28 protein-coding genes are annotated in these 25,674 nt (G+C 70.4%); 12 read left to right on the top strand and 16 right to left on the bottom strand.

Features of this window, described 5'->3' with window-relative positions:
• Positions 1-65: 65 nt before the first annotated feature.
• The 4 genes from AOK17_RS00375 to AOK17_RS00360 form a co-directional block, all read right to left on the bottom strand.
• Positions 66-446, bottom strand: coding sequence for a hypothetical protein (locus tag AOK17_RS00375; RefSeq protein WP_055610188.1), 381 nt, complete (start codon positions 444-446; stop codon positions 66-68).
• Positions 447-509: 63 nt separating this feature from the next.
• Positions 510-1,529, bottom strand: a complete 1,020-nt coding sequence (locus AOK17_RS00370; RefSeq protein WP_055610187.1) for an NAD-dependent epimerase/dehydratase family protein — start codon at positions 1,527-1,529, stop codon at positions 510-512.
• A gap of 177 nt (positions 1,530-1,706) precedes the next feature.
• Entirely contained in the window at positions 1,707-3,932 is a 2,226-nt protein-coding gene (locus tag AOK17_RS00365) for an MMPL family transporter (RefSeq protein WP_055610186.1), read from the bottom strand.
• Positions 3,933-3,983: 51 nt separating this feature from the next.
• Positions 3,984-4,559: a class I SAM-dependent methyltransferase gene (locus AOK17_RS00360; protein WP_055610185.1), complete on the bottom strand. Its 576-nt coding sequence runs from the start codon at positions 4,557-4,559 to the stop codon at positions 3,984-3,986.
• 180 nt (positions 4,560-4,739) lie between these two features.
• On the opposite strand from AOK17_RS00360, the gene AOK17_RS00355 reads away from it, so the two are divergent.
• Both AOK17_RS00355 and AOK17_RS00350 read left to right on the top strand, forming a co-directional pair.
• Positions 4,740-5,915 (top strand): sensor histidine kinase, encoded by a 1,176-nt coding sequence (locus AOK17_RS00355; RefSeq protein ID WP_055610184.1) that lies wholly within the window; start codon positions 4,740-4,742, stop codon positions 5,913-5,915.
• Positions 5,912-6,598 (top strand): response regulator, encoded by a 687-nt coding sequence (locus AOK17_RS00350; RefSeq protein WP_055610183.1) that lies wholly within the window; start codon positions 5,912-5,914, stop codon positions 6,596-6,598. Before AOK17_RS00355 ends, AOK17_RS00350 begins: the two co-directional genes overlap by 4 nt.
• 38 nt (positions 6,599-6,636) lie before the next feature.
• Here AOK17_RS00350 and AOK17_RS00345 read toward each other — a convergent pair whose 3' ends face one another.
• Positions 6,637-7,242 carry a TetR/AcrR family transcriptional regulator gene (locus tag AOK17_RS00345; protein ID WP_055610182.1) on the bottom strand — a complete coding sequence of 202 codons (606 nt, stop codon included), beginning with the start codon at positions 7,240-7,242 and terminating at the stop codon, positions 6,637-6,639.
• Between the two features lie 135 nt (positions 7,243-7,377).
• Between AOK17_RS00345 and AOK17_RS00340 the strand changes: the two genes are divergently transcribed.
• Together AOK17_RS00340 and AOK17_RS00335 are read left to right on the top strand one after the other, a co-directional pair.
• The gene (locus AOK17_RS00340) at positions 7,378-7,836 is read left to right on the top strand and encodes a cupin domain-containing protein (protein ID WP_055610181.1); all 459 of its coding nucleotides are present in this window, start codon (positions 7,378-7,380) and stop codon (positions 7,834-7,836) included.
• 46 nt (positions 7,837-7,882) lie between these two features.
• The gene (locus tag AOK17_RS00335) at positions 7,883-8,692 is read left to right on the top strand and encodes an alpha/beta fold hydrolase (RefSeq protein WP_055610180.1); all 810 of its coding nucleotides are present in this window, start codon (positions 7,883-7,885) and stop codon (positions 8,690-8,692) included.
• 57 nt (positions 8,693-8,749) lie between these two features.
• Here the strand turns inward: AOK17_RS00335 and AOK17_RS00330 are convergent, their stop codons facing one another.
• Positions 8,750-9,229 (bottom strand): MarR family winged helix-turn-helix transcriptional regulator, encoded by a 480-nt coding sequence (locus AOK17_RS00330; protein ID WP_055610179.1) that lies wholly within the window; start codon positions 9,227-9,229, stop codon positions 8,750-8,752.
• Positions 9,230-9,303: 74 nt separating this feature from the next.
• Between AOK17_RS00330 and AOK17_RS00325 the strand changes: the two genes are divergently transcribed.
• Together AOK17_RS00325 and AOK17_RS00320 are read left to right on the top strand one after the other, a co-directional pair.
• On the top strand, positions 9,304-10,194 hold the full coding sequence (locus AOK17_RS00325) for an alpha/beta fold hydrolase (protein ID WP_055610178.1): 891 nt from the start codon (positions 9,304-9,306) through the stop codon (positions 10,192-10,194).
• Between the two features lie 43 nt (positions 10,195-10,237).
• Positions 10,238-11,143, top strand: coding sequence for an NAD-dependent epimerase/dehydratase family protein (locus tag AOK17_RS00320; RefSeq protein ID WP_055610177.1), 906 nt, complete (start codon positions 10,238-10,240; stop codon positions 11,141-11,143).
• Positions 11,144-11,241: 98 nt separating this feature from the next.
• Here AOK17_RS00320 and AOK17_RS00315 read toward each other — a convergent pair whose 3' ends face one another.
• The 6 genes from AOK17_RS00315 to AOK17_RS00290 all read right to left on the bottom strand — a co-directional run bounded on the left by AOK17_RS00315 (position 11,242) and on the right by AOK17_RS00290 (position 16,474).
• Positions 11,242-12,201, bottom strand: coding sequence for a DUF4184 family protein (locus AOK17_RS00315; protein WP_206190630.1), 960 nt, complete (start codon positions 12,199-12,201; stop codon positions 11,242-11,244).
• Positions 12,202-12,326: 125 nt separating this feature from the next.
• The gene (locus AOK17_RS00310) at positions 12,327-13,205 is read right to left on the bottom strand and encodes a hypothetical protein (RefSeq protein WP_055610176.1); all 879 of its coding nucleotides are present in this window, start codon (positions 13,203-13,205) and stop codon (positions 12,327-12,329) included.
• The gene (locus AOK17_RS00305; RefSeq protein WP_055610175.1) at positions 13,202-13,540 is read right to left on the bottom strand and encodes a PadR family transcriptional regulator; all 339 of its coding nucleotides are present in this window, start codon (positions 13,538-13,540) and stop codon (positions 13,202-13,204) included. Before AOK17_RS00305 ends, AOK17_RS00310 begins: the two co-directional genes overlap by 4 nt.
• A 91-nt stretch (positions 13,541-13,631) precedes the next feature.
• Complete coding sequence (locus AOK17_RS00300; protein ID WP_055610174.1) at positions 13,632-14,630, bottom strand: ABC transporter substrate-binding protein; 999 nt, start codon at positions 14,628-14,630, stop codon at positions 13,632-13,634.
• A gap of 8 nt (positions 14,631-14,638) precedes the next feature.
• Complete coding sequence (locus AOK17_RS00295) at positions 14,639-15,409, bottom strand: ABC transporter ATP-binding protein (RefSeq protein ID WP_055610173.1); 771 nt, start codon at positions 15,407-15,409, stop codon at positions 14,639-14,641.
• 36 nt (positions 15,410-15,445) lie between these two features.
• On the bottom strand, positions 15,446-16,474 hold the full coding sequence (locus AOK17_RS00290) for a FecCD family ABC transporter permease (RefSeq protein ID WP_055610245.1): 1,029 nt from the start codon (positions 16,472-16,474) through the stop codon (positions 15,446-15,448).
• Positions 16,475-17,004: 530 nt separating this feature from the next.
• Between AOK17_RS00290 and AOK17_RS00285 the strand changes: the two genes are divergently transcribed.
• The 3 genes from AOK17_RS00285 (at position 17,005) to AOK17_RS00275 (ending at position 19,159) form a co-directional block, all read left to right on the top strand.
• Entirely contained in the window at positions 17,005-17,601 is a 597-nt protein-coding gene (locus AOK17_RS00285; protein WP_055610172.1) for a hypothetical protein, read from the top strand.
• Positions 17,602-17,778: 177 nt separating this feature from the next.
• A complete protein-coding gene (locus tag AOK17_RS00280; RefSeq protein ID WP_055610171.1) occupies positions 17,779-18,594 on the top strand; it encodes an N-formylglutamate amidohydrolase in 816 nt (271 codons plus the stop codon).
• 139 nt (positions 18,595-18,733) lie between these two features.
• A complete protein-coding gene (locus AOK17_RS00275) occupies positions 18,734-19,159 on the top strand; it encodes a VOC family protein (RefSeq protein WP_055610170.1) in 426 nt (141 codons plus the stop codon).
• A gap of 12 nt (positions 19,160-19,171) precedes the next feature.
• Here AOK17_RS00275 and AOK17_RS00270 read toward each other — a convergent pair whose 3' ends face one another.
• Entirely contained in the window at positions 19,172-19,558 is a 387-nt protein-coding gene (locus tag AOK17_RS00270; protein ID WP_055610169.1) for a hypothetical protein, read from the bottom strand.
• Positions 19,559-19,874: 316 nt separating this feature from the next.
• On the opposite strand from AOK17_RS00270, the gene AOK17_RS50610 reads away from it, so the two are divergent.
• Positions 19,875-20,378, top strand: coding sequence for a hypothetical protein (locus AOK17_RS50610; protein ID WP_157881257.1), 504 nt, complete (start codon positions 19,875-19,877; stop codon positions 20,376-20,378).
• 245 nt (positions 20,379-20,623) lie between these two features.
• On the opposite strand, the gene AOK17_RS00260 is transcribed toward AOK17_RS50610, so the two are convergent.
• Positions 20,624-21,256, bottom strand: coding sequence for a response regulator (locus AOK17_RS00260; RefSeq protein ID WP_055610167.1), 633 nt, complete (start codon positions 21,254-21,256; stop codon positions 20,624-20,626).
• Between AOK17_RS00260 and AOK17_RS53870 the strand changes: the two genes are divergently transcribed.
• Positions 21,171-21,440, top strand: coding sequence for a hypothetical protein (locus AOK17_RS53870; RefSeq protein WP_425424581.1), 270 nt, complete (start codon positions 21,171-21,173; stop codon positions 21,438-21,440). The genes AOK17_RS00260 and AOK17_RS53870 overlap by 86 nt on opposite strands.
• 212 nt (positions 21,441-21,652) lie before the next feature.
• Here the strand turns inward: AOK17_RS53870 and AOK17_RS47920 are convergent, their stop codons facing one another.
• A complete protein-coding gene (locus tag AOK17_RS47920; RefSeq protein ID WP_079052705.1) occupies positions 21,653-22,759 on the bottom strand; it encodes an LUD domain-containing protein in 1,107 nt (368 codons plus the stop codon).
• Positions 22,760-22,909: 150 nt separating this feature from the next.
• Between AOK17_RS47920 and sigJ the strand changes: the two genes are divergently transcribed.
• Complete coding sequence (sigJ, locus tag AOK17_RS00245; RefSeq protein WP_055610166.1) at positions 22,910-23,848, top strand: RNA polymerase sigma factor SigJ; 939 nt, start codon at positions 22,910-22,912, stop codon at positions 23,846-23,848.
• 165 nt (positions 23,849-24,013) lie between these two features.
• Here sigJ and AOK17_RS00240 read toward each other — a convergent pair whose 3' ends face one another.
• Positions 24,014-25,663 (bottom strand): FAD-dependent oxidoreductase, encoded by a 1,650-nt coding sequence (locus AOK17_RS00240; protein WP_245696960.1) that lies wholly within the window; start codon positions 25,661-25,663, stop codon positions 24,014-24,016.
• Positions 25,664-25,674 lie beyond the last annotated feature (11 nt).

Raw genomic sequence — 25,674 nt, 5'->3', positions numbered from 1 at the left:
GAGGGTGGCCGACTGGGGCCCGTGTCTCCTTCTCACGGGCCCCAAGGGCCAAGGCGGTTGAGGACCTATCCGGCGACCGGAGGTCGAAGGTCCGGCGCGGGCGACGACGTCCGGTCTCCGGAGGCAAGAGCTGTGTCTCCTCGGGTCGGGTCGGTGGTGCCGGGTTGCCAGGCCAGCCAGCCCCGGGTCAGTACGCAGGCCAGAGCGACGACCACGACAAGGGCGAAGTCGACCATGCCGGCCAACCGGGCCTCGGGGATGTCACCGACTATCACGGCGAACACGACGAGGGCTGTCTTGCCTGCGAGCGCCAGTTCCCAGATGCCCGCCGCTTGGCGAGGCCTGGCCGCGAGCAGGGCGAAGAGTCCGATGAAGAAGGCGTAGGTGATGGTCCGCCAGGCTTCGACCTCGACCGGCTCACCGACCTGACGATGGGCGCGGTGCAACAGAACGCCGGCTCTTGACCCGCCGATGCCGGGCCTGATGCCGGGCCCGGGCCTGAGCCGGCCCTAGACGACCCTCCAGTCGATGAGGCTCCTCGCGCAGGCGACAACGGTCTCGGCCGCCGGCCGGGGCTGCCAGCCCAGGACGCGCTTCGCCTTCTCCGTGCTGTGGCGGTTGCGGCGCCCGAGCGAGACGGTGATCGCCCGAAGCGGCCGGTCGAGCAGTGACGCGAAACGCACTACGAAGTCGGGCAGTTGACGCGTGGGCACCTTGGCCCCGGCCGGACCGAGCCCGGTCCGAAGCGCCTGAGCCACCTCCCGCATCCAGGTGAACTCTCCCGTGGCCAGGAACCGTTGTCCCGCGGCTTCCGGTGAGGTCATCGCACGGATGTGGATGTCCGCGAGGTCGCGGACGTCGACGATCTCCAGCCCGATCCGTGGCGTGCCCGGCATCTTCCCCGCCACCATGCGCTGGATGATCCGGACCGATCCGAGGTTGCGGGTGGTGAGGATCGGGCCGAACACGGCGCCGGGCAGAATCGTCGTCAGCGCGGTCGTGCCCTCGTGGTCGGCGACGAAGTCCCAGGCCGCCTTCTCGGCAACCGTCTTGGACCTGCGGTAGGGGATCAACGTCGGATCGTCCGGGTCGGTCCACAACGTCTCGTCGGTCACGCCCTCCTCCGTGTAGGAGGACGGGCTGGCGGCGTTCGCCGCGGACGTCATCACGACCCGCTTCACACCGGCCGCCGTCGCCGCCCGCAGCACGCGCAGAGCACCGTCCCGGGCCGGGACGATGAGCGCCTCGGCGTCGCGCGTGTTCTCGTCCCCCAGCGGGGAGGCCACGTGCAGCACATGGTCGACACCCGCCACCGCGGCATCCCACCCCTCATCGGAGGTGAGGTCGGCGACGGCGAAGCTCAGCCGGTCGCCCGGAGCCGTCACGGTCGACACCGCGTCGCGGACCGCCTTCTCCTTGGCGGGGCTGCGCACCGTCGTGCGGACCTCGTAGCCGCGCTCGAGCAGCCCGACGATGACCCAGCCGGCGACGTACCCCGTGCCGCCAGTGACCAGCACCTTCTCCGTCACTGCTCCTCCTCCGTCGGTCGGCCGAGGCGGCCGAACGTGGTTCCCGCCGCGGTCGGCGACATGGTGACCTGCCTGGCTCTTTGCACTGTCATGATTTCGGTCCTTTCCTGCTGGTGCTGACCGGTCGGCCACCAGACGTGTGATGGCCGACCGGGTGTCTCATTGCCGCGGGGCGGGTCAGACGCGTACAGGCGCTGGGCCGGACGGGGCCTTGGCGTGGTGCTCCGGGTGGCCCTCGACGTGCAACTGCGGCAATTTGCGGTCGAGTCGGCGCGGGATCCACCAGTTGAACCGGCCGAGCATGTGCATCGCCGCCGGGACCAGCAGGAGCCGTACAACGGTCGCGTCGAGGAGGATGGCGGCGGCCATGCCGACACCGATGAGCTTCAGGACCACGTCCGGGCTCGGCACGAACGCCACGAACACCGCGATCATGATCGCGGCGGCTGCCGTGATGACCCGGCCGGTACCGGCGAGACCCTCCGTCACCGCCCGGGCGTTGTCGCCGGTGCGGATCCACGATTCGCGCACCCGGCTGAGGAGGAAGACCTCGTAGTCCATGGACAGCCCGAACAGCACCGCGAACATGAGGACGGTGACGAACGGCGGCAACGGTGTGGGGGTGTCGATGCCGATCAACTGCCCTGCCCAGCCGCCCTGCAGGACCAGGGCGACCACCCCGTACGAGGCCGCGACGGACAGCAGGTTCATCGCGGCGGCCTTGACCGCGACGGCGATGCTGCGGAACGCGACGAGCAGCAACAGCATCGACAGCAGGACGACCCCGGCGATCAGGTAGGGGATGCGGCCCGCCAGATCGGTGGTGCTGTCGATCGACGTCGCCGCGGTCCCGCCGACCAGGACCGTCGCGTCCGTCCCGTCGACGGCCGCCGGGACGGTGGTGTCCCGCAGACGGTGCACCAGATCCTGCGTGGCCTGGTCCTGCGGGCCCGTGGTCGGCGTGACGGTCAGGACGGCGGTGTCACCGGCCTGGTTGAGCAGCGGGGGAGCGACCGACGCGACGCCGGGTGTGTCGGTGGCTGCGGCACTCAACCGGGTCAGGACCGAGTCGTCGCCGTCGGGAAGCTGGACGGCCAGCCGGACGGGCCCGTTGGCGCCGATCCCGAACCCGTCGGAGATGAGGTCGTACGACTGCCGGGTCGTCGTCTCGGCCTGGTTGTTGCCCGCGTCCGGAAAGCCGAACTGAACGTTCAGGAACGGTACGGCCAGCGCGAGCATCGCGGCCAGGCCGACCGCCCCCGCCACATACCGGTGTCGCTGGACGAGCCCACTCCACCGCAGCCAGGCCCGGCTGGGCTTGATGTGTCCGTCGGCGCTCACCACTGCCGCGCGGCGGCGACCGGGCAACCGCAACCGGTCTACGTGACGACCCAGATAGCCGAGCAACGCCGGGAACAGCGTCACACTCGCGGCCAGCACCACCAGAACCCCGACGATCGCCACCAGCGCCGCGCCACGCATGTACGACAGACCCATGGCGAACAGGCCGAGCAGGCTGACGACGACCGTGACACCGGCGACCACGACCGAGCGCCCCGCCGTGTCGAGCGTGGCCACCGTGGCGGCCTCCGGATCGAGCCCGGCCGCCCGCCACTCACGGAACCGGGTCACCATCAACAGGACGTAGTCGATGCCGATGCCTATGCCCAGCATGGCCGCGAGCGACGTCGACCACTCGGGCGCGTCGACGAACGCGATCACCACACCGGTCAACGCGCTGCTGACCACCAGCCCCGCCACCGCGACGAGCAGCGGCAGCCCGGCCGCGACCACGCTGCCGAAGGTCAGCAGCAGGATCAGGGCGGCGACCGCCAGCCCGATCGCCTCCGACCCGACCGAGCCGCCTTCTGCCAGGAAGATCGCCTGCCCGCCCAGGGCCACCCGCATCCCGGCCGTACTGCTCTCCTCCGCGACGTCGATCAGCCGGGTGCTGTCCTCGACCGGCATGTCCGTCGCGTTCACCACGTCCAGGCGCAGGTTCGCCAGCAGGGTGCGCCCGTCGTCGGACACCGCGCCCGGAGTCGCGTACGGATCGTTGGCTCCCGCCACGTGCGGCACCGCCGTCAGCTCGTCCAGCAGCTCGGTCACCTCGCGCCGGACACCCTCGTCCCGCACACCGGCGTCCGCCCGCACCACGACGGTGACGACGGCGTTGGACTGGCTCGGGAACCGCTGTTCCAGCACCTGCTGGGCCTTCTTCGAGTCCGATCCGGGTGCCGAGTAGTCCGCGGTGAACTCACCGGCGAACGCCGCCGACAGGGCCACGGCCGCCACCAGCCCGGCCAGCCACAACAGCAACACCCGGCCACGACGCCGGTACGCGAACCGGCCCAGCCGGCCCAACGGACCCACCACCGGGCTCCGGTCGTCGATGTCTGCCATCACAATCCCTCTCCTTGACGTGCCATCAGGACTTCTCATGACCAACGGGGATCACCAGGCCGGACGACGGCAGTGGTAGACCAGCGCCGGCGGCAGGTTGCCCCACACCGTCCGGCCCACCACGACCTCGTCGAAGCGCGCCTCCAACGACCGCAGCAGTCGCCGTGCCGGACTCGCCCAGCGGGCATGCACGTACGCGAACGTCGTGAAGGCTCCGGACTCGGACAGCCCGTCCACCACCGCCGCGAGAACGTCACGGCGCTCGTTCTCACCGAACGCCACCCACGGCAGGCCGCTGACGATCACATCGGCCCGCTCGATGCCACGCTCGCCGAGCACTCCGGCGAGGCTCCCGGCGTCGGCCAGCGCAACGTCCACTCCTGGATGCCGGGCCGCCAGCCGCGCGGCGAACCGCTCGTTGATCTCCACGGCGATGTGACGGCCCCGGCCGCCGAGACGGCGCTGAATGGCGCCGGTGAACGCGCCCGTACCCGGGCCCAGCTCCACCACCACCGGATCGCCGTTCCCCGGCACCGGCGCCGTGACCACCCGAGCGAGCGCGCCGCTGCTCGGCGCGACCGCCCCCACGGTCAGCGGACTGCGCAGGAACTCCCCGAAAAACGTCACGTCACGTGCCCTTCGTGAACGGCCGCCGCGAGACACGCGGCGACGGTGGTCAGGGCATCGACGCTATGGAGATGCACGCCCGCCGGCTTCGTGCCAGGGGCCGCATCCGCGGCCAGAAGGAGGAGACGGGGCGACCCGTCGGAGGAGGGGGCCGTCGGCGTCCCGCCGTAGTCTGGCCAGGTGGAGAGATTCCGTGCTCGATGGTCCTGGCTCGACGCCGCGATCGTGGCCGTCGCGGGCGGGCTCGGGGCGGTGAGCATCGTCCTCGGTGCGCCGTCCGGCGGCGGGGCCACGGAGTGGGTCCTGGTCGGGGCGGCGGCCGTGGCGCTCGGCCTCGTACGCCATGTGCCCCTGATCGTCTTCGCGGTCGAGGTGGTCCTGACCCTTGCCGGCGACGTCGCTCTTCCCGCGGGCAGCCATGTCGCTCCGCTGGCCGGAGTGGTGGCGCTGGGAGCGGTGGCGTACCGGCACCGCTGGCTCGCGATCGCTGCCGCGTACCTCGTCGGGTACGCGACGATCCTCGTGGCGTTCGGCAGTGACGACGGTGGGTTGCTGACGGGCGTCGACGGGCTGGTGCGGATCGTCACGCTGGCCTTGTCGGTGGCGGCGCCGGTCGCCTTCGGGCGTTACCTCGCCGGTGTCCGCCTGGCCGCGGCCGTCGCCGAGGAGCGGGTCCGCGACGCCGAGCAGCGGCGGGACGCCGAGATGCAGGCCATCCGGCTGGCCGAGCGGGCCCGGATCGCGGGGGATCTGCACGACCTGGTGGCACACCACGTGTCCGCGATCGCGCTGCAAGCAGGCACGGCTCAGTACGCGGCTACTCACGCGCCCGATCCCGAACAGCGCCTGAGGGTGGCCGTCGACTCGTTGGGTGCGATCCACACGAGCGCGGGCCAGGCCCTCGTCGATCTGCGCAGCCTGCTGCGTGTGCTGCGAAACCCCTCCGAGCAGGAGTCCCTCGTCGACCCCGAGCAGATGATCGCCGACGCGGTCCAGCGCAGCCGTACCGCCGGACTGCACGTGGTCGCCCACCTCGACGACGGCACGGTCGAGGCACCGCTCACGCTCCGGGTGACGGCCGCCCGCGTTGTGCAGGAGGCACTCACCAACGCGCTCAAGCACGCCGGCCCCGGCGCCGAGGTCGAAACCACTGTGGACGTCGACGACACCCAACTGTCGGTGGAAGTGGCCAACTCCGGCCCGGTCGGCCCGCACCCCACTCTGCCCGCGTCGGGGCACGGCCTGGCCGGCATGCGCGAACGCGTCGAGATCCTCGGCGGCACCCTCGCCGTTGGCCCCACCCACACCGGCGGCTGGCGACTGCGCGTCACGCTGCCCCTGGGAGCCCGCTCATGATCCGCGTACTCGTCGTAGACGACCAGACCCTCGTACGGGCCGGGGTCACCCTCTTGCTGCGTACGGCCGGGGAGGACGTGGTCGGCGAGGCCACGGACGGGCTCGAAGCCGTACGCATGGCTGAGCGGCTGCGCCCGGACGTCATCCTCATGGACCTGCGCATGCCACGGGTCGACGGAATCGAGGCCACCCGCCGCATCCTCAAGACCCTCCCGGCGACGCGCGTCGTGATGCTCACGACCTTCGACGACGACGCCGAGGTCTACGGTGCCCTGCGCGCCGGGGCGGTTGGCTATCTGCTGAAGGACGGCGAGCCCGACGCGATGCTCTCCGCCGTGCGGCGAGCCGCGCAGGGCGAGTCGCTTCTCGCCCCCGCGGTCATGGCGCGTGTCGTCCGGCGTGCCGTCCAGTCACACCACCAGGACGTCACCTGCGACGCGGCCGACCCGGCGATTCTGGCAACCCTCACACCCCGCGAACGGGACGTACTCGCCCTCGTCGGCGTCGGACAGTCCAACGCGGAGATCGCCGAGACCCTCCACCTCGGTGTGACCACGGTCAAGACCCACGTCGCCTCCGTCACGGACAAACTGCGACTGCGCAACCGCGTCCAGGCGGCGGTCGTGGCCCACCGACTGGGCCTGGTCGACGACGACTTCCGTCTTGCCGAGGGCCTCGAATAGGGATCCGCGGCACTCCGGGTGGTCGGCCGTAGCGCGCGTTACGCGATCGAGCGCACGGCCGCCTCGGTGAGCGTGGTCGCGGTCCGTACGGCACTGGCGATGGCCTCGTCGGGGGCGAGGCCGCACAGATCGGTGAGGGTGAAGAACGCCTCGGCGCTCACGACGACCGCGAGGTCCCGCTTGAGCTGGGCGAAGGCGTCCGGGTCCGTCGCGCCGAGGGTGCCCTCCAGGGGGAGGAGCGCATGGTCGATGAGTCCGAAGCGGATCCCGGGGCGCGTGGTCACCGTCTCGGGCCGGGTGATGGTGGCGGCGATCATCGCGCGGACCGAGCCCTGGCGGGTGTGGATGCCACGCAGCAGGAACTCGCAGGCGAAAGCCACGCGTTCGACGGGGTCGTAGGAGTCCGCGACCGGTGCGAGCGCCTCGGCGGGTGGCGGCCAGACACCGGCGAGGGCCTCGCTGATGAGCGAGGGGAGGTCGGGGAAGTACCGGTAGGCGGTGGCCTCGGAGACCAGGGCCGCCCGAGCGATCGCGGGCATGGTCACCTCGGCGCCGGTGCCGATGAGTTCCCGGGCCGCCGCCACGATCGCCATCCGTGTGCGCTGCTTCTGGTTGGTGCGGCCGGTACCCGCCTGCGCCGTCATCGTGGGGCTCCTCCTGTTGACTCACGCGCATTTTAGCAGTCGACACTCGTTATGAGAGTTCACTTGCATAACGAGACCCGACATCTCTAATCTCGTGAGAGTCAACTCTCACGAAGTGTTTGCGCAGGAGGAACCATGAGCACTGTTTCCGTGGTCGGCCCGGACGACGGCGAGACGATCCAGCTGGGTCCCACACGGATGCGCATCCTTGAGGACGGCACCACCACCGGGCACCGCCTCGGAATCGGAGAGATCACCCTCGCCCCGCACACCCAGGGCCCGCCGCAGCATCGCCACGCACAGCACGACGAGGGCTTCTACGTCGTCTCCGGCACCGTGCACTTCACCATCGGGGAAACGACCCACGTCGCTCCGGCCGGCACGCTCGCCATGATCCCGCCCGGCGCCCCGCACACCTTCGCGAACCTTGGTGACACGCCCGCGGTGATGATGGACACCTTCACGCCCGACCTGTACGTCCAGTACTTCCGCGACCTGCGGAACATGATCGCGGGCGGCGGGGAACTGACCCCGGAGTCGACGGTCGAGGTCATGAGCCGCTACGCCACGGTCCCCGCGACCGACTTCGCGTGACGGCGCTTCATCTTCCTTCTGGCACGGCCCACTTGAGGAGTACCGAATGACCCGCAGCACCCACACCCTCACGTTCGACCAAGGCACGCTCGATGTCACCGTCGACCTCCAGGGACAGCAGGGGCGCCCCTTCCTGCTCCTGCACGGAGGCGGCGGCCCGCAGACCGTCACCCCGTTCGCCGGACTCCTGGCCGAGCAGCGGCCGGCCAGGGTGTTCACGCCGGTCCACCCCGGCTTCGACGGTACCGGCCGCCCCGACTGGCTGGCCGACGTCACGACCCTGGCCCAGGCCTACGCACGACTGCTCGACGCACTCGACCTGCGCGACGTCGCAGTCGTCGGCAACTCGATCGGCGGCTGGATCGCCGCCGAACTGGCGGCCCTGGGCAGCGACCGGATCGGCAGCGTGACTCTCGTCAACGCCGTAGGCATCCAGGTCCCCGGCCACCCGATAGCCGACACCTTCTCCCTGACGCCCGTCGAACTGTCCCGCCTCTCCTTCCACGACCCCTCGAAGTTCCGCTTCGATCCCAGCGCGCTGACCGAGGCGCAGCGCGCGGTGATGGCCGCCAACCGGGCCACTCTGCAGGTCTATTCGGGGCCGCACGCCATGGCCGACCCCACCCTGACCGACCGCCTGGCCAAGGTCACCCACCCCACCCTCGTCGCATGGGGTGCGAGCGACCAGGTCGTGGACGCCGACTACGGGCGTGCGTACGCACAGGCCATCCCCGACGCGGAGTTCCGTCTGCTGGAGGGCACCGGCCACATGCCCCAGTCCGAAACGCCCGAGCAACTCCTGCCGGTGCTTTGGGACTTCGCCGACGCCCACGCCACTGACCGGCCGCAGCACTGACTGGCTGACTGGCAAGGACGTCCATGGCCCCTCGGTCAGCCAGGGGTGGCGGGGGAGTCAGGGCGCTGTTCGGCCGGGCTGGGACAGCGAGTCGGCCAGGTTCGCGAAGGTGCTGGCGAGAGCGGGGACGAGTTCGTCGGGGATCTGGTCCAGGAAACGGCGACGGGCGCTGGCCAGATGGGCGGGCTGCGCCGCCTGCATGGCGTGGAGTCCTGACTCGGTGAGTATGGCGTCGTTGCCCCGCCCGTCCTCGCCGTGGCGCTCCTTGCGGACCAGCCCGTGCTTGCTCAGCCCGTCGACGACGCGGGTGATGCGCGAGGGAGTGAGTCCGGCGGCGTCCGCCAGGGCCGACATGCGCATCCGCCTGTCGGGGGCGGAGCTGAGGAGCAACAGGGCGGCGAACTCGGTCATGGTGACGCCGGTGCGGGACATGTCGTCCTCCAGCGCGCGGGGCAGCGCGTGGACGAGGCGTCCCAGGCTCTGCCAGAGCTGAAGCTCGTCCGGGGACAAGGGCGCGGGGTCGGTGTCGGCAGGCATGCGCCCAGTCTATTTGACGAAGCAAGCAATCAGGAGTCATTGTTGCTGAAGCAAGCAACTTTGGAGGCTCTCGGATGCTACCCACATCAGCCATACCCTCGGCGCGGGTCGCGGTGCCGGACGGGTTCAGTCATGGATACGCCGAGGTCAACGGCGTTCAGCTGCACTACGTGAGCGGTGGGTCCGGACCCGCCGTCGTGCTGCTGCACGGCTGGCCGTTCAGCTGGATCGAGTGGCGCGCGCTGATGCCGCTGCTCGCCGAGCGGGGCTTCACCGTCATCGCGCCGGATCTTCGCGGCTCGGGCGACTCCTCGATCCCGGCCGGGCACTGGACCAAGCGCGAGGAGGCCGAGGACCTCCACCAGCTCCTCCAGCACCTGGGGCACGACGAGGCGCACGTGGTCGGCACGGATGTCGGCACGATGACCGCTCACGCCTGGGCGCAGGCGTATCCGCAGGACGTGACCCGGCTCGTGCTCAGCGAGGCGTTCCTGCCCGGCTACGGCCTCGAAGATCACATGAACCATGCCACCGGAGGCTCGTGGCACTTCGGCTTCCACGCCCAGAGCGAGCTGGCCGCGATGCTCACCGACGGCAAGGAGGAGCAGTACCTGGGCGGGTTCTGGTCGATGATGACCCGCGGCGGCATCACGGATGCCGACCGCGCCGACCTCCTGCGCGTCCACACGGGGCCCGACGCGATGCGCGGTGGTTTCGAGCACTACGCCACGCTCGTCGAGGACGGCCGAGCGGCCCGCGGGTACGGTCCGGTCGGGATGCCGGTCCTCGTCCTGAACGGCGAACACGGCCTGCCTCAAGGGGTTCTGCTGGACGGCGCCCGCGATGCCGCGACCGATGTGCGCGCGGACATCGTCCCCGGCGCCGCGCACACCTTCGCCGCCGACAACCCGCAATGGACCGCCGAGCGCCTGGCCCGCTTCTTCACCACCACCCCGGCCGTCTGACGCCGAAAACGGCACCACCCCACACCGAACGGAGCACGTTGTCATGAAGGTCCTCGTCATCGGCGCCACCGGCTACGCCGGCCGCCGCGTTTCCACCGCCCTGTCCCGCGCGGGACACACCGTCCTCGGCCTGGCCCGCGACGCCGACGGTCCGGCCGCCCGGGAGCTCGCCGTCAACGAAGTCACCCCTGTGCAGGGCGACTTCTCCGAACCCGAGACGTGGCGCGCCCACTTGGAGGGCACGGACGCGGTGGTGCACCTGCTCATGGACATGAGCGACCCCGTCGGCGGCGACCAGCGGCTGTTCGCCGAACTGGCCGCGGCGCAGGAGCGCGACGGGCGCCGCCGCCACCTGGTCTTCACGACCGGCATCTCCTCCTACGGCCGCACCGGACTCGCGCTCATGGACGAGAACACCCCCGGCAACCCCGAAAGCCCCATCGGGTTCCGCCTCGCCCTGGAAAAGGAACTGGCTGCCAGTGGCCTCGCGCACACCGTGGTCCGTCCCGGGTTCATGTACGGCGGCCAGGCCACCACCTCCATGACCGGCCAGTGGTTCGCCGCCGCAGAGGAGGGCAAGCCCGTCTTCTACGGAGACACAACCAAGCGCTGGAGCTGGGTCCACGTCGACGACCTCGCCGACGCCTATGTACGTATCCTCGACAACCCCACAGCCGTCGACGGCGAGACCTTCGTCATCGCCGACGACCAGCGTCTGCGCGCCCTGGACATACAGCAGACCGCCGTCCGTGCCGCCGGCTTCACCGGCGAGATCACCCTGGAGTCCGCCGAAGCGGGCGGCATGTTGCAGCTGGCCGCCGACCAGGACGAACTCGTGACCAGCGTCAAAGCCCACCGCCTGCTCGGCTGGCGCCCACGCCACGCCTCCTTCACCGACGCGCCCGAGCAGCACTACCGCGCCTGGAAGGCCGCCCAGCCGACCGGCTGAGACTCCGCCGGAACACGTCCTGCGGGTCGGCAGACAGCGCCCGCACCCGCTCGACGGCCGCGGTCGGGCAGCGGGTCATCCGGAGGGTGGCGAGCGGGTCATCCGCAGGGCGGCGGTGTTGAGGACCGGACCGAGAGCGCGGAGCTGGTCCTCCTCGTCGGGCGGCGGCGGGTGACATCTCCGATCTGCCAGGCAGCGGCGTACAGCAGCACAGCGCCCGCGAAGGCGGCGCCCGCTCTCGTGGCAACCCCTGTCAGCACACCTTCGGCGAGGGTGCCCCAGGGAGCCCGGACCGTCCTGGAGGGGTACGTGGTCTCGCTCGCGCCGTCGCCCAAGTCGATGGTGGTCGGGCGGCTGTAGTCCACTTCAGTCACATGACGGTAGGCGTCGAAGTCGTCGCGGGCATGTACGGCGCCGCCCAAAACGGGGGACAGGACCAGCAGACCCACCACGCTCCACCGCATGACGGGACCCAGGCGGGCCACGGTGCCGCCCTCGCTGCGCAGTCGGTCGCGACGCCGCCAAAGATGCCGACCGGCGAGCGCCAGGCCGAAGACGGTACTCACGTACTGCAACAGCCGAGCGACCGTCAGACCGCCCAGGGCCGAGGCTCGCAGCGCCTCCACGTGGGTGACCAGGAAGCCGTCGCCGTGTGTGAAGGAGTCCCACGCCAGGTGGGAGGCGATGCCGATCAGGGCGGAGACCAGCAGCCACATCACGTGCCCGGCCCTGGCGCGCAGGCCGGGCATCCGCTCGGCTTCCGGAAGGCCGAGGCCCGACGGCAACAGGGCGGTGACCGGTGCGCGCAGCATCCGGTACACGGCGACCAGGCCGACGGCAAGGGGCAGGCCGACCAGCAGGCCCGCATCGAAGGAGTGGGTCTCCGTGGCGTTGAGGAGCGGCCCGTACCAGTCCTGGGGGCTGGTCTCCGATACGCCGAGGCGCGCGAGGAAGTACGGGACGTCGGGTGCCACGGCGCCCGCGACCAGAGCAGCCGGAACGAACGGCTGACGCATCAGTGGCAGCACGGCGGCGGGATGGGACAGGGTGAACGGCAATTGGATGGTCTTCTCTGGCCCGAAGGAACTCACGAATAGAACACCGGGGAGAGTATTCACTTCAACGGACTATCGCAAGCATGGGCGAATCGCCGATGGTCGACGGCCGGAGAGACGGGGCTGTATCAGCGCCGGCGGCGAACCGCCTGGAAGCACGCCGTGAACGCCGCCGCGACCGGGAGCAGGAGGAACAGTCCCAATACAGGCCGGAGTTCGAGCCAGGCGTCCGTGTACGCGTGGGCGACCAGAGGAGAAGAGGCCATCGCCATGGCCCCGAGCTCGCGCAGACCGGAGGAGCGGGCGCGCACGGCGAGGAAGGCCCCCGTGAGGGCGAGCACCAGCATCGGCCAGGCGCCGTAGTCCGTGGTCACGCCGAAGGCCCCGGTGTCCACGACCACGACGGGAAACCACGCCGCGGCGGCCATCACTCCGGCTGCCGCGGACAGTTGCCTGTCACCACGTCGATCAGGAGGGCAGCCGAGCACCACGGCGGCGGTCAGCAGGGCCGCGGTGACCGGAGCGACCGCCCCCTCGCCGGGCGAAGGCGTGGCGGCGACCCACTGCACGGCCGTCCCCAGCAACCCGCACACGGCCACCCCCGCACCTGGCAGCCATCGCCCGGTCAAGGCGATGACCGCGCCGATGCACACCAGCAGTGAGAGCAGCAAGCACGCGGCCCGGGCGCCATCCATCGTGGAGAGCTGGACCCACACCGGGGCGGGCGACCGAACGAGCCCCGCGTACCAGCGCGTCAGGTGCAGCCCGCTGTCCACCGCGCCGGCCGCCAGAGCGAACGGGGCAGCCAGGGCGAAGAAGCGTCCCGCGCGCGACGCCGAGTCGAGGCCCAGCCGAACCCGTACGGCGTGCGCGGCGAGGTCGGCGTCCGCACGCAGCCGGGCCGTGCGCGGCATGTCCGCCGTCATCTCCCGGTGCACATCGACGATTTCCTGCCCGTAGGCGGCCCGGTACGCGGCCGGATACAGGCGGAGCAGGGGATCGGTCACGTCAGCGCCGCCGCCCCGCCGGTGTCCAGACGCCGCCTGACCTCCCGGGCGGTGGCGGCCAGCCGCTCCGCCTCGGCCGCCAGTCGCTCCCGTCCGGCGGGAGCGAGAGCGAAGATCCGGCGCGCCCGGCCGCCCACCACCTCCTCACGCTCCACCTTGATCAAACCCTCCGCCAACAGCCGGTCCAGCGCCCCGTAGAGCGCCCCGGTACGTGGCACCACGCGACCGTCGGTGATGGTTTTGACCTCCTGGGCGACGGCATATCCGTGCCGAGGCGCATCCGCCAGCGCCGTCAGCAGCAGCAGGGCCAGCTCCTGCATTCCTCGTTCACTCATACCAGCAGAGTATTCCGTCCGACGGACCTTCTTGAGGGCCAGGGCCAGGGCCAGGGCCAGGGTCGGGGGCACGGCCAGGGTTAGGGCAAGGTCACTCGACTGTCGACCGCAGGTACGCACCGAGGCGGGCGATGGCCGCCGGGTTGCGCGGGCTCTCGACGAGGTCGACATAGTCGAGGACGAAGATCCGCCGGTGCTTGACGGCGGAGACGTTGCGCAGCGGGGCGTAGGAGAGCAGGAACTTCTTCTTCTGCTCGGCGCTCACGTCCCCGTAGTCGCAGATCACGATGACATCCGGGTCGCGCTCCACGACGCTCTCCCAGCCGGTGGTGGTCCAGGAGTCGGCGACATCGTGCATGACGTTGACCCCGCCGGCCTCGCTGATGATCTGCTCGGGGGCGGCGTAACGGCCGGACGTGAAGGGCTGGTCCTGGCCGCTGTCGTAGAGGAAGACCTTGGGCCGCTCGGCGCCCTTGGGTGCCTTCGCCCGTACGTCGGCGATCTGCTTCTTGAAGTCGGCGATCAGCGTGGCCGCCCGCTTCTCGACGCCGAACAGCTTTCCGAGGTTGGTGAGGTCGGTGTACAGGGCGTCCAGTGGCGGCATGAGGCCGCGCGAGGTCTTGGTGCGGCCGTTGCGGCAGGACTCGGTGAGGATGTACGAGGGAATGCCGAGCTTCTTCAGCGCCTCGGGGGTGAAGCCGCTGTCGTCGCGGAAGCCGTAGTTCCAGCCGGCGAAGACGAGGTCGGCGCGGGCGTCGAGGACGTTCTCCTTGGTGAGTTGGTCCTTCGACAGCCACTTCACCTTGTCGTAGCCGTCCTTCCAGGGCACGCCGCTGACATCGCCCTTGTCGTCGGGCATGGCGAACCCGGCCATGCGGTCCTCAAGGCCGAGCGCGAACATCAGCTCCGTGATACCGACGTCGTTCGTGACCACCCGCTTCGGGACCTTGTCGTACGTCACCTTCCGGCCGCAGTTGGTCAGGCTGACCGACGAGGACTTCGCGTCGTCGGACGACTCGACACTGGCGCCGCAACCGGCAGTTGTGACGGTCGTGGCGAGGCAGAGGGCAGCGGTGAGGAACTTGCGCATGGGGATCCTTACGGGGTGGTGAGCGGGAGCCGGTCGAAGAGGAGTTGGACGGCGCCGGTCTCCGGATGCCGTACGGGATGCGCGCGGACCCCGAACACCCCGGCTAGCAGGTCCGGTTGGAGCACGTCGTGCGGCGGTCCCGATGCGACGATCCGGCCGCCGTCGATGACGTACAGGCGATCGCAGTGCGCGGCGGCCAGGTTGAGGTCGTGGAGGGCGGCCAGCACGGTCGGGCCGCTCTCCCGGACCAGCGAGAGCACGTCCAGCTGGTGGGCGATGTCGAGGTGGTTGGTGGGTTCGTCGAGGACGAGCACCTTGGGCTGCTGGGCGAGTGCGCGGGCGATGAGGACACGCTGTTTCTCACCGCCGGAAAGTGCGAGGAACCCGCGCTCGGCGAGGTGCGTGACACCCGTGCGGGCCATGGCATCCGTGCACACGGAGCGGTCCCCGGCGGCGGTACGGTCCCGGTGCGGCAACCGGCCCATGTCGACGACCTCGGCGACGGTGAAGTCGAATTCGGCCGACGACTCCTGCGGCAGCGCGGCCAGCACCCGGGCGGCGGCCCGGGGCGACATGGCGTGTACGTCGTCCCCGTCGAGCCGTATGGTTCCAGCCGCCGGACTCAGCGCCCGGTACACGCAGCGCAGGAGTGTGGACTTGCCGCTGCCGTTCGGGCCGACGAGACCGACGAACGCCCCGCTGTCCACGGCGAGTCGGATGTCGTCGACCAGTCGGACCCCGGCGGCCTCGACCGATACGCCCTCCAGGTCAAGCCGCATGGCCACTCACCCTCCCCATACCGCCGCCGGTGGCCATCAACGACCTCCGAAGGCATAGCCACCGCGTCGCATGAGCAGCAGAAAGGCGGGCACACCGACCACCGCGGTGATCACTCCGACGGGCAGTTCGGCGGGTGCCAGCAGCAGCCGGGACAGCAGATCCGCCCACACGAGCAGGACGGCGCCGACGAGCGGGGCCACGGCCAGCACCCGCCGGTGATCGGCACCGACCAGCATCCGCACGACATGCGGCACCATCAGTCCGACGAACCCGATGGCCCCGCTGACCGCGACCACGGTCCCGGTCACGGCCGCGCTGACAAGGAACAACTCCCGGCGCAGCCGCCCCGGTTGGACGCCGAGCGCGGCCGAGGTCTCGTCACCCATGGCCAGCGCGTTGAGCGCCTCGGCGCGCCAACGCAGCCACGCCCAACCGGCCGCCACGGTCACGGCAGCGAGCGGCACCTGCGCCCACGTCGCGCCGCCCAGGCTCCCCAGCAGCCACATCATCGCCGACCGGGCCGCCTCGCCCCGGGCCGCACCGAACACCATCACAGTGGTGACGGCCTCGAAGCCGTACGCGAGAGCCGTCCCCGTCAGGATCAGCCGCAGCGGTGTCAGCCCGTGCGCCGACCGGGCCACGGAGTACACCAGCACCATCGCCGCGAGAGCCGAGACGAACGCCGACAACGACAGCGCCCAGACCCCCAGCCCCGCGAACGCGCCGAGCAGAATCACGGCGTTGGCGCCCACGGCCGCGCCCGAGGAGATACCCAGCACGAACGGGTCGGCGAGCGCGTTGCGCACCATGGCCTGCACCGCCACACCGACGGCCGCGAGCCCCGCTCCGACGACGGCGCCGAGCACGACACGCGGCAGACGGATCTCCCAGACGATGGTGTACGCGGCGACATCCCCGGCATGCACCGTCCCGCCGGTGAACCCGGCCCACAGAAACCGCTGCACGTCCGCCCAGCCGACCCCCGCGGCCCCGAGAGCCACCCCGCACACGATGGACACGAGGAGCAGCAGCCCCAGCCCAACGACCCACGGCACGACGGATATTCGGCTCGGGTTCCGGCTCAAGCTCAAGCTCGGGATCGGGCTTCGGCGCACGGTCGGGGCGGTCCTTCATGTGAGGCCGCCTGAACGTCAAGAAAAGAGGCAGCCCGTACGACACGCCGGCCGTGCGGTCCCCTCTCGCAGTCCACGGCGAGCAGTCAACGGGTCGCACCACCTACGGGCGATCGGGCTCACGCGACGAACCACGGGTTCGCCACGCACACCGTTGCGGGTCAGCGCCGGACTCTCACCGGACTTCCCCCACAGGCAGCGACGGGAGCGTAGCAAACCGGAGAAGTGGCGGATGGGCTGGGTCACTTGACGTCGCAGTCACCGACTGGATACTGGCGGAGGTTCCGACAGCAGCACGTCTGATCGGCATCTCGAACAATGCTTGAAATGTCGGCCAAGGGTTGGACTGTTCAAGCCGTCATCTCCGCACCCGACAGCTCAACCTCCAACTCCCCCCCCACACACAGGAGTACTTCTCCATGACCCCACGACAGACCCCGGAGCCCACTGAGCGAGCGACCATGCCCTGGCGAGGGAAGGTGGCCATAGCCGCGCTGGCGGGAGCCCTATTGGTCGGGCCCGGCGTCGCGCATGCGGCACCTCAGGTCGCCCCGGCCCCCAAGGAACAGGTGGCGGCGGCCACCATCACCTGGACCCTCGAACGGGCCGCCAACCCCACCCAGGACCAGCAGACGGCGTACAACCTCATCACGACGGCCATGAACGCCGCCGTGACCCGCTACAACAACGTGAGCGACCTCGGCAAGAGCATCACTGTCCGGTACGACCCGGGCGTACCCACGGCCGACGGCAACATCAACGGCACCATCCGCTTCGGCAACCGCGGTTACATGACCGAGCGGACCGCCCTGCACGAGATCGCCCACACCATCGGCGTGGGCACGAGCTCCGGCTGGTCCTCCCTCGGAGGCAGCGGTACCTGGCGTGGAGCGCAGGCCACGGCGCTCGTCAAGCAGTTCGACGGTTCGGGCGCCACGCTGTCCACCGGCGGCGGCCACTTCTGGCCCTACGGCCTGAACTACGAGAACGAGTTCTCCAGCACGGCGGCCAACCGCCATGTCCAGATCGTCGCCGCCATGGTCCGCGACGGCCTGTAACCCGGACCCTGCTGGAGGGGTGGCCGCTCCCGCCGGTTCGCCGCGCGGCCCGCGCACCCCTCCGGCTCGGCCGGTTGGTGTAGTAGGAAGGGTGCACATGCCCTGACGCACGACCCACACCCGCTCCCACCGCCAACCCCCACGCGCCCACATCGAGGACTCCTGGAGGACTCCTGAATGAAAGACGTGTCGGCTTCCTACCGGCTCGTGGCCGGCGCGCCGGACTCCCCAGTGATCCTGCACGTTCCGCACTCCTCGCGGGTGATCCCGCCGGATGTGCGAAGCGGCATCGTGCTCGAAGATGCCGCCTTGGAACGGGAGTTGGACCACATCACCGACTCGCACACCGCCCGGATCGCGTCGACGGCAGCCGAACGCTGCGCCACAGGGCCCTGGCAGTTCGTCAACCAGTTGTCCCGGCTGGTCGTCGACCCCGAACGGTTCCCGGACGAGCGTGAGGAGATGCTGGCCGTCGGGATGGGCGCGGTCTACACCCGGACAACGCACCGGGAGGAGCTCCGCCCGGCCGACCATGACGGTCAGCAGCTCGTCGAACGCTACTTCCACCCGTACGCGACCGCTGTCACGGACGCAGTGACACAGCGGCTGGCAGCAGTCGGACGGGCCGTGATCATCGACGTCCACTCCTACCCGACCGAGCGCCTGCCCTACGAACTGCACGGTGACGGCCCCCGGCCGCCCATCTGCCTGGGACGGGACACCTTCCACACCCCGGCCGATCTGCTGGCCCACGCCGAGAAGGCGTTCGCGGGCTTCGGCGGCACGGGCGTCAACACCCCCTTCGAGGGGACGTACGTCCCGCTGAAGTACTACGGGAACGACCCGCGGGTCAGCGCCCTGATGATCGAGATCCGGCGGGACGTCTACATGTCCGAGCCGGGCGGCCCGGCGGGCTCCGGCCTCGACGCCCTCGCGAACGCGCTCGCCGACCTGGTCGACATGGCGAGTACGGCAGGCGTGGTACGCCCCTGACGCAGACCTGCTTTCGCCAGCAACGGGCTCGATTCAACTTGGCGTCCGCTCAACGTGGCGTCCGTTCAACATGGCGTCCGCCATGGCTCGCCGCTGTCGCCTCCGCCCGTCCGGCCACCGCCCACGGCACAGTGGAGACATGAACGCAGACGACAGAAACATTCTGGCCGGGGCACGTGTGGCGACGAGGCTTCCCGCCCAGGACCTGGACCGGGCACGGCGTTTCTATTCCGAGCAACTCGGTCTGGAGCCCGTCGACGAGCGTCCCGGTGGGCTGTTGTACCGGTGCGCAGGCGTGGACTTCGTCGTGTTCCAGTCGACGGGAGCCTCGCCCGGGACCTTTACCCAGATGGCGTTGGAGGTCGACGACATCGAGACGGTCGTATCGGAACTCAAGCGGCGTGGCGTGGTGTTCGAGGAGGTCGACGCTCCTGGATTCCGCACCAGGAACGGCATCGCCGAGATCGACGGGAACTACCCGAGCAAGGGCGCACGGGGCGAACGCGGCGCCTGGTTCCGTGACAGCGAGGGAAACCTGCTGGGCATCGGCGAGTTGGTCTTCTGAGCACGGACGGGATCAGAAGCGGCCCTTGACCGCTGAGTACAGAGTCTCCACGCTGCGCCGGGTGTCGTCACTCCCGCCGATGAAGCTCGTACGGGGGTTGAGGCGGAAGGTGCTGCCGTCCGCGCGGCGTATGCGCACGTACGTGTTGCCGGTGTAGGCGCCGTGCATGTGCAGCTCATTGGGTCTGCCGCCCAGTGCCACCTCGTCGAGCGGATCCGCCCAGAGGAGCCCCTTGTCGCTGATCGACCAATAGGCACTCCTGACCAGAAGCACTCGACGGTCGGTCACCCCGAGGACGGCACGCCGGAAACCGGCACCGAGGTACCCGGACAGGGCCACCTTCAGTGTCTCCTTGCGCAGATGGGGGTGCAGGGCTCGCTTCAGCTCGGAGTCGATCATGAGGACCCTCCATTGGCGGGTGCGTGCAGACCTGGCGCGGTGCCGCGGTCGAGTGCGTACACCTCGTCGGTGTCCGCACCGCCGGTGCACCCACAGATGATGCCCGCCGGACCGTCCACGAGTCACGCCATGTGACCCAACTGGTCCTGCGAGAAGCCGAGTTGGGTGGGCGTAGTCGGCAGGGCGACCGACGTGCCGCCCGGCGGTCCGGTCAGCCATCGGTGCGAGTGCGCGCGCCCGGGAGTGGTCCCGGGCGCCGTACGTCACCATGAGCTCGCCCAGAACAGCCATCGGTCCTGACCGCGGAGCGGAGCCCATGCGCCAGATGCTTTCCACTCGACGCCCAGCCGTTCTCGTCGCACTCCTCACTCCTGGTGTGGCACTGCTGCTGGCAGGGTGCGGGAGCGACGGCGCGGACAAGACCGCCCAAGACCGATCGAGCACGCCCCGGACGTCGGCGACGGCAGCCGCGCAATCGCCGGATCCGGACGCCACGCCCGACGAGAGTCCGAGCGCCGTGCCCCGCCCCACCGGCGACACTCTTCCGGCGGACGCCGCTACGGACGCGAGTGCCCAGGTCGACGAGGCGTTTCGCGCGGCGCGAGTCGTCGCGCTCCAGGGCAACCTGCGGTACATCGACCCCGCACTGGGCGCACCCGAGGACATCGACAAGGCCGATGCCCAGTACGCCGACCTCCAACGGAACGTCGCCAATCCCGACCAGGTCGCCGCCCGCCGCTTCAGCACCGGGAACCACAAGGTGACCACGGCCGACGGCAAGCGGATCAACACGCTGTTGAGCAACACGTATTGCGGCTGAAGCGCGTTGGCGGTGGCCGGCGGAGTCAAGGCACCTCCGGCGTGCCGATCCCCAGTAGCGTGCTGCCCGACGGCCACGGCGGTGGCCGTGGCGATGCCCACGCGGTGCGCTGGGCATCCCATCACTACGAAGCCACCGTCCAGATCGCCGCCATCGACGGTGCCGCAGCCGCAGGATGTCTTCGCCGCATGTCACCACGGCCACTTGGCAACCTGATTGGGACTCAGTGGTCACGCTGAAAACGCTCATTCCAGCAGCCGTCTCTCCTTGGCGACCGCCACGGCCCCGGCCCGCGTCTCCACCCCCAACTTGCCGTAGATCCGTCCGAGATGGGTCTTGACCGTCGCCTCGCTGATGAACAGAGTTCGGGCGATCTCCCGGTTGCCCGAGCCGTGGGCGAGTTGTCCGAGGATCTCGTGCTCGCGCGGGGACAGGGTGGGGCTCGGGCTGCGCAGCCGGGTCATCAACCGGTCGGCCACCGGGGCCGACAGAGCCGTGCGACCGGACGCCGCGTGGCGGATCGCCGTGAACAGTCCATCAGGGTGCTCGGCCCTGAGCAGACAGCCGGTGGCACCCGCCTCGATGGCCAGGGTGGTGTCGGTGTCGGTGTCGAACATCGTGAGCACCAGGACCCGGGGGCCCGTCCCACCACACTCGGAGGTCAGGCGCCGGGTGGCGGTCACGCCGTCCATCCCACTGTCGAGTTGGAGGTTCATCAGCACAACGTCCGGACTCGGCCGGGCAGCCATGGCGAGCGCCTCCTCGCCGGTGGCCGCCTCACCGACCACTTCGATGCCGTCGGCGCGGGACAGGAGAGCGCGCAGCCCGGCACGTACCACGGCGTGGTCGTCGCACAACGACAGGCGGACGGGCGTCACAGAGGAGGAGCAGGCCTACGCGACAGCGGACAGCCAGTCCTTCTATGGACCGGACATGCTTGTGGCCCCCGTGACCTCACCCGGTGCCACGGCCTCCGTCTCGGTATGGTTCCCGCGGTTCCGGACACACCCTGCGGATCGGCCCCGCAACCGGCTCGTTCCACCGTCAGGTGACCCACCGTGAATGGACCGTCAAGGTTCTCAACGCCCGGGCACCCAAAGGGATCTCGGTCAACGGCGAGCCCTTGGGCGCCGGCGCTCACCACTGGGACAGCACAACCCGCACGCTGACCGTCAAACTTCCTCGACACAACATCAGGGCCCCACTCACCCTCGCCTACCACTGACCCGCAGAGACGGTCCGTTCGTCGTACTCCCCGGCCGTCGGGGCCGGGGTCAGTACCCGATGGCCTCTCGGAGAAGCAGCACGGTGCCGCACCCCGGGCGGGTTTCCGCGTTGAGGATGAGCAGACGGTTGACGGCGCTGGGCATCCCGTACACCGCCTGGGCGCGGGCGTTCTCCAGCGGTAGGGCGTACTCCTCGACGCGGCGCAGCGCTGTGCTGAGGTCGGGCACCACCTTCTGCGCGCCGACGATCCAGACCGCGTTGGCGGCGCCGCCCGCGTTGGCGGGGAGCTGGCTGCCGCTGCCCGAGGCGAGAACGAGCGAGCCGGTCTCGGTGACCGCGGCGACGCTGTTGACGACGAAGTCGGGGCCGGCGACCAGCCTTCGGATCTCGTCGGCGCCGGTGGCACGGTCGATGGCCAGGACGCGCGGCCTGATCGCGTCGTACCGGCCGCCGGTGTTGATGTCCTCGTCGATGCCGGACAGCCGGAGGGTCTCGCTGGCTCCGGTGAGCACGCTGGCGCCCTCGGGAACCAGCTCCTTGATGCGGGCGCGCGCCGCTGCGGCGTCGTCGAGGATCTCGGCGGCAAAGCCGCCTGCCCGCAGCGCGGTGGCTGCCCGCTCCAGTCGTTCGGCCGACGCCGGGTCGGCGAAGGAAGCGGCCGGAGCCGGAGCCGGGGACGTTGTGGCGTCTGTCCGGTTGGCCCCGGAGCCCTGTTCCGCGCGGGGCGCCGAACCCGCCAGCGGGGAGGTGTCGAGGTACCTGACCTCGTACACCCGCTCGGTGAACTTCCAGCCCTCCGCGGTGCGTTGGTAGCGGTCGTGGTAGACGGCGTAGTTCAGACCCTGGCGTCCGTCGAGGGTGCGCGCGAGTTCCTGGATGTAGGCGCGGCCGGTCGCGGTGTCGCCGTCGAGCAGGATCGTGCCGGGGTGTGTGGTCTGTACGAAGAAGTCCCACTGGCTCTGCAGCCGCTCGCCTCCGGCACGGATCTCCTCGCGGCCGATCAGCTCGACGGGGATGTTGGGCATGCGCAGGGCGCCGTCCGGTGTGAACAGCGACGCCAGGCGGGGGCGGTCACGCATCATCGCCGCGTCGGTGAACTCGCCGCGCAGCGCCTCTATCTCGACGCGGTCCGCGGTGGCCTGGAAGTCGTTCATCGGAATCACCTCTCGGTCCTGTTGTCGTCCTCACCGGTACGACAACGCAGCCCTGCGGAATGTGAGGTGGCGCGACGACCTCACATTCCGGCGAGCTGTCCTGTCGTAACGGGTAGAGGCACAGAACCGAGCGAGGGAGACGGCCAGACCATGACCAGCAGAGCCGAGCCCGGCGACGACCGGAGCGATCCGGACCTCATCGAGATCATGAGCGAGCGGCGCCAGTTGATCAACCTCGGCTATCGACTCCTCGGGTCCCTCGCCGACGCCGAGGACGTCGTGCAGGAGACCTACGCCCGCTGGTACGCCATGTCCGCACGGGAGCGGCAGGCCATCGAGTCGCCCGGCGCCTGGCTGATGACGGTCGCCAGCCGCATCTGCCTGAACCTGCTCGGCTCGGCTCGGGCCAGGCGGGAGACGTACGTGGGCGACTGGATCCCGGAACCGCTGCCGGAGCCCACGGAGTGGATCACCGGGCGTTCCGGCGTCGGCGGCATCGACCCGGCCGATCGGGTCACCCTCGACGAGTCGGTGACGATGGCCTTCCTGGTGGTCCTCGATTCGATGACTCCGGCCGAGCGCGTCGCGTTCGTCCTGCACGACGTCTTCCGTTACCCCTTCGGCGAGGTCGCCGAAATTGTGGGCCGCACTCCGGCGGCGTGCCGCCAACTGGCCTCGTCCGCCCGACGTCGCGTCCGCACCGCACAGACCCCGGCGGGACCGAGCGCCGGGCAGGCCAGGATCGTCAGGCAGTTCAGAACGGCATGGCAGGCCAAGGACATCGATGCCCTGATCAGCCTGCTCGACCCCGATGCCACCGCGACCGCCGACGGCGGCGGCCTGGCCGTCACTCACCTGCTTCCGATCTTGGGCGGCGAGCAGATCGCACGGGCCTACGCCGAGATCGCCCGTGTGTCGGGCCACCGCACGACATTCCTGGAGTGCACGGTCAACGGCCTGCCCGGCCTGGTGGCGCAGCAGGACGGCGATATCGCGACTGTGTTCGCGTTCGAGATCTCGGGCGACCGGATCAGGCACATCTGGGCGGTACGAAACCCCGAGAAGCTCCGTCCCTGGCGGATCGGCTGAGGAGCGATCCGGATCACGGCAGCGACCGGATCGCGTGAACCGGCGCATGGGGCCCGTCCGGCCCTGTGCCTGCGCCTGTGCTCCAGCGCAGCGAGTGACGCCGGTAGCGCCACTCGGGAGGCCCGAGCGTCCGGCAGTACATCGGCCGAGGTCGACGACGGGGGTTCAGCCCACCGGCATGTGATCGGGTGCGGATGACGGCGTGCCGGTCCATCGGTGCAGGGCGGATTCGAGGCCGGTGACGGCGGCGAAGTCGGTGGCGTCCGAGGCCCAGGCGACCACCCCGTCAGGGCGTACCAACACCCCGGTCGGCGTCGCCTGGCCGTCGGTCACGCTGCTCACTCGCCCGGCCCAGCCCTGGGCGAGGCGGGCGAACGTGCCGTCCGGAGTACGGTCGAGCAGCAGGAACCCGCCGCCGTGCCCGTGGTCGACCAGACGGGAGCCGTCCCCCAGCCACAGGTCGGGGACGAACCGTCCGACCAGCGGATGATCGCCGGGCAGGTCGATGCGCTGGTCGGCTCCGGAGACCTTCTTGACCGCGTAGGTCACGCCGTCCCGGGTGCTCAGCAGATCGGCGACGACCTCCCGGAGCGCGGCCGACTTGGCGTCCCCGCGCATCACCCCGATCTGGGCCCGCGTCCAGTCCAGCACCCAAGCACCGAGGGGACGACGCTCGGCGTCGTAGGTGTCGAGCAGCCCGTCGGGCGCCCACCCGGCGACCACGGCACCGAGCTTCCACCCGAGGTTCATCGCGTCGCCGACTCCGAGATTGAGCCCCTGACCGCCGAACGGCGAGTGCACGTGCGCGGCGTCGCCGGCCAGCAGCACACGTCCTGACCGATAGGCCGCGGCCTGGCGGGCGTTGTCGGTCCAGCGCGTCGCGGCGGCGCGCAGCGCGGTCAGCGTGACGTCGGTGCCCGAGACCCGCCGCAGACTGGCCTGCACCTCGTCCAGGGTGACCGGCGTCATCGGGGTCCCTCCGCGCGAGCGAGGCCGAGCGTGGGCGAGGTCGGCGTGAGCACTGTCGAACTCCACGGTGACCACCCGCCCGGGTTGTGGCCCGTAGCGGTACGCCCCACGGGTCGACCACGCCCATCCGTTCGCCAGTTTCTCCGGGTCGGCGATGTCGACGAGCGCCAGATGTCCGGTGAGTTCGGGGTCGGTGCCGGGGAAGTCGATGCCCGCGAGGCGGCGTACGGTACTGCGCCCGCCGTCGCACCCGACCAGCCATCCGGTGCGCACCGGGCCGGCAGTGGTGCCGACGAGCACGCCGTCGCCGGTGTCCTCGAGCGCGGTGACCTCCACCCCGCGAAGCACCGGTATGCCGAGTCGCGCGACATGGCCGGCCAACAGCTCCTCCAGCTCACGCTGAGGCACCATCCGCGCTCCGGCGATTGCCGTGTGCGCGGCGAGGTCGGCATCGGACCAGTCCACGAGGTCGGCGTCGAGGACCATCCCCGCGAAATGCCCGGTGAACCGCGAGTCGGGCGCTCGCCGGCCGCCACCGGGCTGTTGATCGCCAGTGGGCTGCCCGCCACCGGGCCGCTGGTCATCGGTCTTGCGAGCGAACGGCCCCACCCGCTCAAGCACTTCCCGCTGCACCTGTTCGGCCGCGGCCAGCAGACCACGGCGGTCGAGCGCCTCGGCCGTCGGCACGTTGATCGACCCCGCCTTCATCGCCTCCGCCGGCTCGGTCAGTCGCTCGATCACCTGCACCGACGCCCCGGAGAGCGCCAGCTCGGCGGCGAGCACAAGGCCCACCGGCCCGGCGCCCACCACGGTCACGTCCACGTCCTGCTTCGCATTGGCTGTCACGAACACTGTTC

The sequence above is a fragment of the Streptomyces phaeochromogenes genome (genome assembly GCF_001418655.1).
GTDB lineage: Bacteria > Actinomycetota > Actinomycetes > Streptomycetales > Streptomycetaceae > Streptomyces > Streptomyces phaeochromogenes.
Note: the sequence above shows the minus strand (reverse complement) of the source record. Positions and strands in the feature narration are given on the sequence as shown.

Coding starts and splice junctions, on each gene's coding strand:
- AOK17_RS00365 (WP_055610186.1), bottom strand. CDS start 3,932: ATGGCAGACATCGACGACCGGAGCCCGGTGGTGGGTCCGTTGGGCCGG.
- AOK17_RS00350 (WP_055610183.1), top strand. CDS start 5,912: ATGATCCGCGTACTCGTCGTAGACGACCAGACCCTCGTACGGGCCGGG.
- AOK17_RS00345 (WP_055610182.1), bottom strand. CDS start 7,242: ATGACGGCGCAGGCGGGTACCGGCCGCACCAACCAGAAGCAGCGCACA.
- AOK17_RS00340 (WP_055610181.1), top strand. CDS start 7,378: ATGAGCACTGTTTCCGTGGTCGGCCCGGACGACGGCGAGACGATCCAG.
- AOK17_RS00335 (WP_055610180.1), top strand. CDS start 7,883: ATGACCCGCAGCACCCACACCCTCACGTTCGACCAAGGCACGCTCGAT.
- AOK17_RS00330 (WP_055610179.1), bottom strand. CDS start 9,229: ATGCCTGCCGACACCGACCCCGCGCCCTTGTCCCCGGACGAGCTTCAG.
- AOK17_RS00325 (WP_055610178.1), top strand. CDS start 9,304: ATGCTACCCACATCAGCCATACCCTCGGCGCGGGTCGCGGTGCCGGAC.
- AOK17_RS00320 (WP_055610177.1), top strand. CDS start 10,238: ATGAAGGTCCTCGTCATCGGCGCCACCGGCTACGCCGGCCGCCGCGTT.
- AOK17_RS00305 (WP_055610175.1), bottom strand. CDS start 13,540: ATGAGTGAACGAGGAATGCAGGAGCTGGCCCTGCTGCTGCTGACGGCG.
- AOK17_RS00300 (WP_055610174.1), bottom strand. CDS start 14,630: ATGCGCAAGTTCCTCACCGCTGCCCTCTGCCTCGCCACGACCGTCACA.
- AOK17_RS00295 (WP_055610173.1), bottom strand. CDS start 15,409: ATGCGGCTTGACCTGGAGGGCGTATCGGTCGAGGCCGCCGGGGTCCGA.
- AOK17_RS00285 (WP_055610172.1), top strand. CDS start 17,005: ATGCCCTGGCGAGGGAAGGTGGCCATAGCCGCGCTGGCGGGAGCCCTA.
- AOK17_RS00280 (WP_055610171.1), top strand. CDS start 17,779: ATGAAAGACGTGTCGGCTTCCTACCGGCTCGTGGCCGGCGCGCCGGAC.
- AOK17_RS00275 (WP_055610170.1), top strand. CDS start 18,734: ATGAACGCAGACGACAGAAACATTCTGGCCGGGGCACGTGTGGCGACG.
- AOK17_RS00270 (WP_055610169.1), bottom strand. CDS start 19,558: ATGATCGACTCCGAGCTGAAGCGAGCCCTGCACCCCCATCTGCGCAAG.
- AOK17_RS50610 (WP_157881257.1), top strand. CDS start 19,875: ATGCGCCAGATGCTTTCCACTCGACGCCCAGCCGTTCTCGTCGCACTC.
- AOK17_RS53870 (WP_425424581.1), top strand. CDS start 21,171: ATGCCGTCGGCGCGGGACAGGAGAGCGCGCAGCCCGGCACGTACCACG.
- AOK17_RS47920 (WP_079052705.1), bottom strand. CDS start 22,759: ATGAACGACTTCCAGGCCACCGCGGACCGCGTCGAGATAGAGGCGCTG.
- sigJ (WP_055610166.1), top strand. CDS start 22,910: ATGACCAGCAGAGCCGAGCCCGGCGACGACCGGAGCGATCCGGACCTC.